Origin of the sequence: Kitasatospora sp. NPDC088548 (genome assembly GCF_044753005.1) — a bacterium.
In the GTDB taxonomy this organism is placed as follows: domain Bacteria; phylum Actinomycetota; class Actinomycetes; order Streptomycetales; family Streptomycetaceae; genus Kitasatospora.
Window position 1 is genome coordinate 1 of sequence record NZ_JBIVMI010000071.1, and the last position, 3953, is coordinate 3953.

Here is a 3953-nt window from a genome sequence, read left to right on the forward strand (position 1 = left end):
ACTGCAGGGGGGACCCTGTGGGAGAGTAGGACGCCGCCGAACAATCATTCCAGAGAACCCCCACCCGATTCCGGGTGGGGGTTCTCTGCGTTTACGGCCCTGCGTTTATGCCACCGATGTCACCGATGCCCCCCACCGGAATTCACGGGGCGGCAGCGATCGCCGTTCCCCAGCTCGGGCGGCTCCGCCAGCGGTCCGCGGTACTGGTGATCCTGGTGACGTTCGTACCGTCCGTCCGCATGCTGAAGAGGTCGGCGCTGCCGCCGGCGGGGGCCTGGGCGAAGACGATGGACTGTCCGTCGGGGGCGTAGGAGGCGGCGTCGTAGAAGACGTCGGACGGGCCGGGGGTGAGCGCGCCGATGGCGGTGCCGTCGGTGTTGACGGTGTAGATGCCTCCGCCCGGGGCGTAGTCGGTGCCGGCGGGGTAGGTGGTGAACATGATCTGGCTGCCGTCCGGGGACCAGCTCGCCCGTTCGCCGGCCCGCAGCTCCCAGGGGGTGAGCCGACGCATGCCGGTGCCGTCGGTGTTGACGACGTAGATGGCGCGGCCGCTCGCGGGCTGGCCGGTGGCGCTGGTCCGGTACTCGAAGGCGAGCTGCTTGCCGTCGGGGGACCAGCTCGGATTGCTGACCTCGCCGGAGTAGGGCTTGTCGTTGGTCAGGAACGTCAGCCGCTGGGCGCTGGTGCCGTCCGGGCTCATGAGGTAGAGGTCGGAGTACTGGATCTGGTCGCCGCCGGCCGGGTTGGTCGCGCCCCAGGCGCGGCTGAACGCCAGCTGCTTGCCGTCGGGGGAGAAGGCGGGCGCGCGCTCCTGCTCGTTGACGCAGTCGGCCGCCTCGGCGTCGCAGAGCTCGCCGACCTGGTGGGCACCCTCGCCGTCCGCCGAGACCGTCCAGATCCGGGCGAGGCCGTCCGGTGAGTCGCTTCGGTCGAAGGCGATGGTGGTGCCGTCCGGTGACCAGTCGGGGTGATCGTCACGGCCCCTGGCCGACGGCTGGGTGACCTGGCGTTCTCCGGTGCCGTCGGCCGCGACGGTGAAGATGGCGCTGGTGCTCCGGTCGGCGTCGAGGAAGGTCCGGCTGACGATGAGGCCGTTGCGCGCGGTGGAGGCCGTCGCCGCTGCGGCCGCCCCGGCCACTCCGGGAGTGGCGTCGGCTACGGCGGCCTCGGGGGTGGGGGTGGCGGACGGGGACTCCGCGAGGATCTCGCTGAGCGGGATCTCTCCCGGCTCGGCGCCGCACCCGGTGAGCATGACGCCCGCCAGCAGGAGGCCCGCACAGGCGCTGGTGCGTGTGCGGGCCGTGGTCGTGAGTGACAGCCGTGTGCCGGTCATCCGCGTCTCATCTCCGTCTCCGATTCAGGACGAGGGCCCCCGGGGGAGCTGTCACTGTGTCAGATCGGGAGAGCGGACTATCGGCCGACACGCGACGGCCCGCGCCCGCTCGGTCACACGGAGTACCGGCGGGAACGCCTCAGGAAGTCTGGCCCCGGGCCGCCCGGCGCTCGGCCTTCGCGGTGAGCTCCGCCTCGTCCTCGGCCTCGGCGGCCTCCAGGGTGGGCGCGGTGCCGCCGAGCTGGGCGGGCAGCCACCAGGTGTCGTCCGGGCCGCTGGGCTTGCCGGGGTACTCGCGCTGGGCGCGGTCCAGCATCTCGCTCATCGCGGCGCGCAGGCGGCGGGTGACCATCACGGGCTTGTCGCCGGGGGCCAGCACGATCGGCTCGCCGATCATGATGGTGACGGGCACATGGCGCTTGGTGAGGGTCTTGGGACGGCCCTTGGTCCAGAGCTGCTGGGTGCCCCAGAGGACAACGGGCAGCAGCGGGGCGCCGGAGTCGGCGGCCATCCGCGCGGCGCCGGTCTTGAACTTCTTCAGCATGAACGAGCGGCTGATGGTCGCCTCGGGGAACACCCCGACCACCTCGCCGGCCCGCAGGGCGCGCACCGCGGCCTCGTACGCGGGCTGGCCGTCGGTGCGGTCGACGGGGATGTGCTTCATGCCGCGCATCAGCGGGCCGGAGACACCGTGCTTGAACACGTCGTCCTTGGCCATGAAACGGGTCTTGCGCTTGCCGCCGCGGTAGGCGCCGAGGCCGGCGAAGAGGAAGTCCAGGTAGCTGATGTGATTGCTCACCAGTACCGCTCCGCCGTTGGCCGGGATGTGCTCGGCGCCCACGATCTTGATGCGCACGTCGAGCGTGCGGAAGACGGCCAGTGCGGCGCCGATCACGGGCGGGTACACGAACTCTGCCACGGTCAGTCCTGACTTCCCACGGGCCTGCTGGCCCGGTCCGGCGGTACCCGTGTCGTACGTGGGGGCCGACCGGAGGCGCGGCACGCCGCGGCGGCCACGGGTGATACACGGAGATGATCCCCCGAACGAGTGCCTGCTGTCACCTGAGGCGTCCGGTCACGCGGGATGCAGGGGTGTGATTTCCGTGATGACCGGAACCGGGAACTTCTGTGGCCGCGGGCCGCGTGCTGCTACGCGGAGGCGTCGAGACGGCCCTGGGTGCGGCGGATCAGCAGGTACATCTCGCAGCCGAGGCAGTAGCCGAACAGGGCGTTGAGGAAGGCCGCGGCGAGGGCGAAGGCGGTGGCCAGCAGGCCGAGCCAGGTCACGCCGGTGAAGTAGCCGAGAGTGCCGACGACGGCGAAGACCAGGCCGACGGCCTGGGCGAAGCGCGGGGGCCGTTCGTCCTCGGTCTCGGTCGGCGGGGCCAGGCGGGGGCGGACCAGGGTGCGGTACAGCCAGCCGTACGGCGAGAGGTGCGGGCCGCCGAGGGCGCCGAAGGCGAAAACGACCGCCTGGAGGGCGAGCAGAACCCCGCTGCCGCTGATCAGGACGGTGATGAGGACCAGCGTGGTGAGCGCGGCGGCGAAACGAGGGCCGCGGGGGTCTATCTGCAAGGGAGCTCCGGGGGAGAGGGCGCGAGGGGGGGGTGACGGCGGGGCGCGTCAGCGACAGCGCGAGACCGCGGCCCGGCACAGGTCGACCACGCGGCGCGAGGTCAGCAGCGGCTGTGCGGGGCGGTCGGAGTCCACGCGGTGATCGTACGCGGGTGCGGCCCCGGCGGTCGACCTCCCTGCGGGAGCTCGCGGGGCCTGCCGCAGACTGGGGGGATGACCGGGTTGGTGGTGTGCGGTGTCGTGCTCGCGGTGGCGAGCGCGTTCGGGTTGCTGCGGGCCAGGCGCGACGGGAGGCTGCGGGTGCGGACGAAGGACGGGGCGGTACGGCTGTCGGCGGCGGAGCTGGGGGAGTCCCTGGGCGAGCGGGCCACGCTGGTGCAGTTCTCGACGGCCTTCTGCCAGCCCTGCCGGGCCACCCGACGGGTGCTCGCCGAGGTGGCGGGCATGGTCGGGGGTGTGGCGCACGTCGAGCTGGACGCCGAGGCGCGGCTGGAGCTGGTCCGCCGGCTGGACGTCCTGCGGACGCCGACGGTCCTGGTGCTCGACCGGGACGGCAGGGTGGTGCGCAGGGCGGCCGGGCTGCCGCGCAAGGCGGATGTGATCGCGGCGCTGGGCGAGGCGGTCTGACCGTGCGGGCCGGATGGGCCGCCCCGTCGGGTGGAGTCGGGTGCGGGCTGGGGCAGGATGTGCGCTGAGGCAGTGCGGACCCGTCCTGCGGTTCGCGCGGACCGGGGTTCGTTCCGGGCCGTCGCGGGCGGTGTGCGGGCCCTCCGGCCCGGTCCGGCGGCGTAAGCTACTGGCCAGTAGTGACCGTCGGACTACTGCCGAGTATGCTGCCAGGAAGTTCCGGACCGGCACGGGAACACGCTGCCCGGAGCGGGTGCGAGCCGTGTGCGCGCCCGCTTGCACAGCCGCAGCCGCCGGACGAGACCAGTACAGGAGACAGGCCGTGAGCTTGAGGATCGTTGTCTGTGTGAAGTACGTGCCGGATGCGACGGGGGACCGTCGTTTCGCGGAGGATCACACCACCGACCGGGAGGGCGTG

At 72.5% G+C, this 3953-nt stretch carries 4 protein-coding genes and 1 pseudogene; 2 read left to right on the forward strand and 3 right to left on the reverse strand.

Features of this window, described 5'->3' with window-relative positions:
* Nucleotides 1–142: 142 nt before the first annotated feature.
* The 3 genes from ACIP82_RS37735 to ACIP82_RS37745 form a co-directional block, all read right to left on the reverse strand.
* Nucleotides 143–1333: a TolB family protein gene (locus ACIP82_RS37735; RefSeq protein WP_400660316.1), complete on the reverse strand. Its 1191-nt coding sequence runs from the start codon at nucleotides 1331–1333 to the stop codon at nucleotides 143–145.
* 139 nt (nucleotides 1334–1472) lie between these two features.
* Nucleotides 1473–2252, reverse strand: a complete 780-nt coding sequence (locus ACIP82_RS37740) for a lysophospholipid acyltransferase family protein (RefSeq protein WP_400660319.1) — start codon at nucleotides 2250–2252, stop codon at nucleotides 1473–1475.
* 230 nt (nucleotides 2253–2482) lie between these two features.
* Nucleotides 2483–2908, reverse strand: a complete 426-nt coding sequence (locus ACIP82_RS37745; RefSeq protein ID WP_363615297.1) for a DUF4395 domain-containing protein — start codon at nucleotides 2906–2908, stop codon at nucleotides 2483–2485.
* A gap of 213 nt (nucleotides 2909–3121) precedes the next feature.
* Here ACIP82_RS37745 and ACIP82_RS37750 point away from each other — a divergent pair, with 213 nt between their 5' ends.
* Nucleotides 3122–3535 carry a thioredoxin family protein gene (locus tag ACIP82_RS37750; protein WP_363615295.1) on the forward strand — a complete coding sequence of 138 codons (414 nt, stop codon included), beginning with the start codon at nucleotides 3122–3124 and terminating at the stop codon, nucleotides 3533–3535.
* Between the two features lie 322 nt (nucleotides 3536–3857).
* Nucleotides 3858–3953: pseudogene (locus ACIP82_RS37755) on the forward strand (electron transfer flavoprotein subunit beta); the annotation flags it as partial.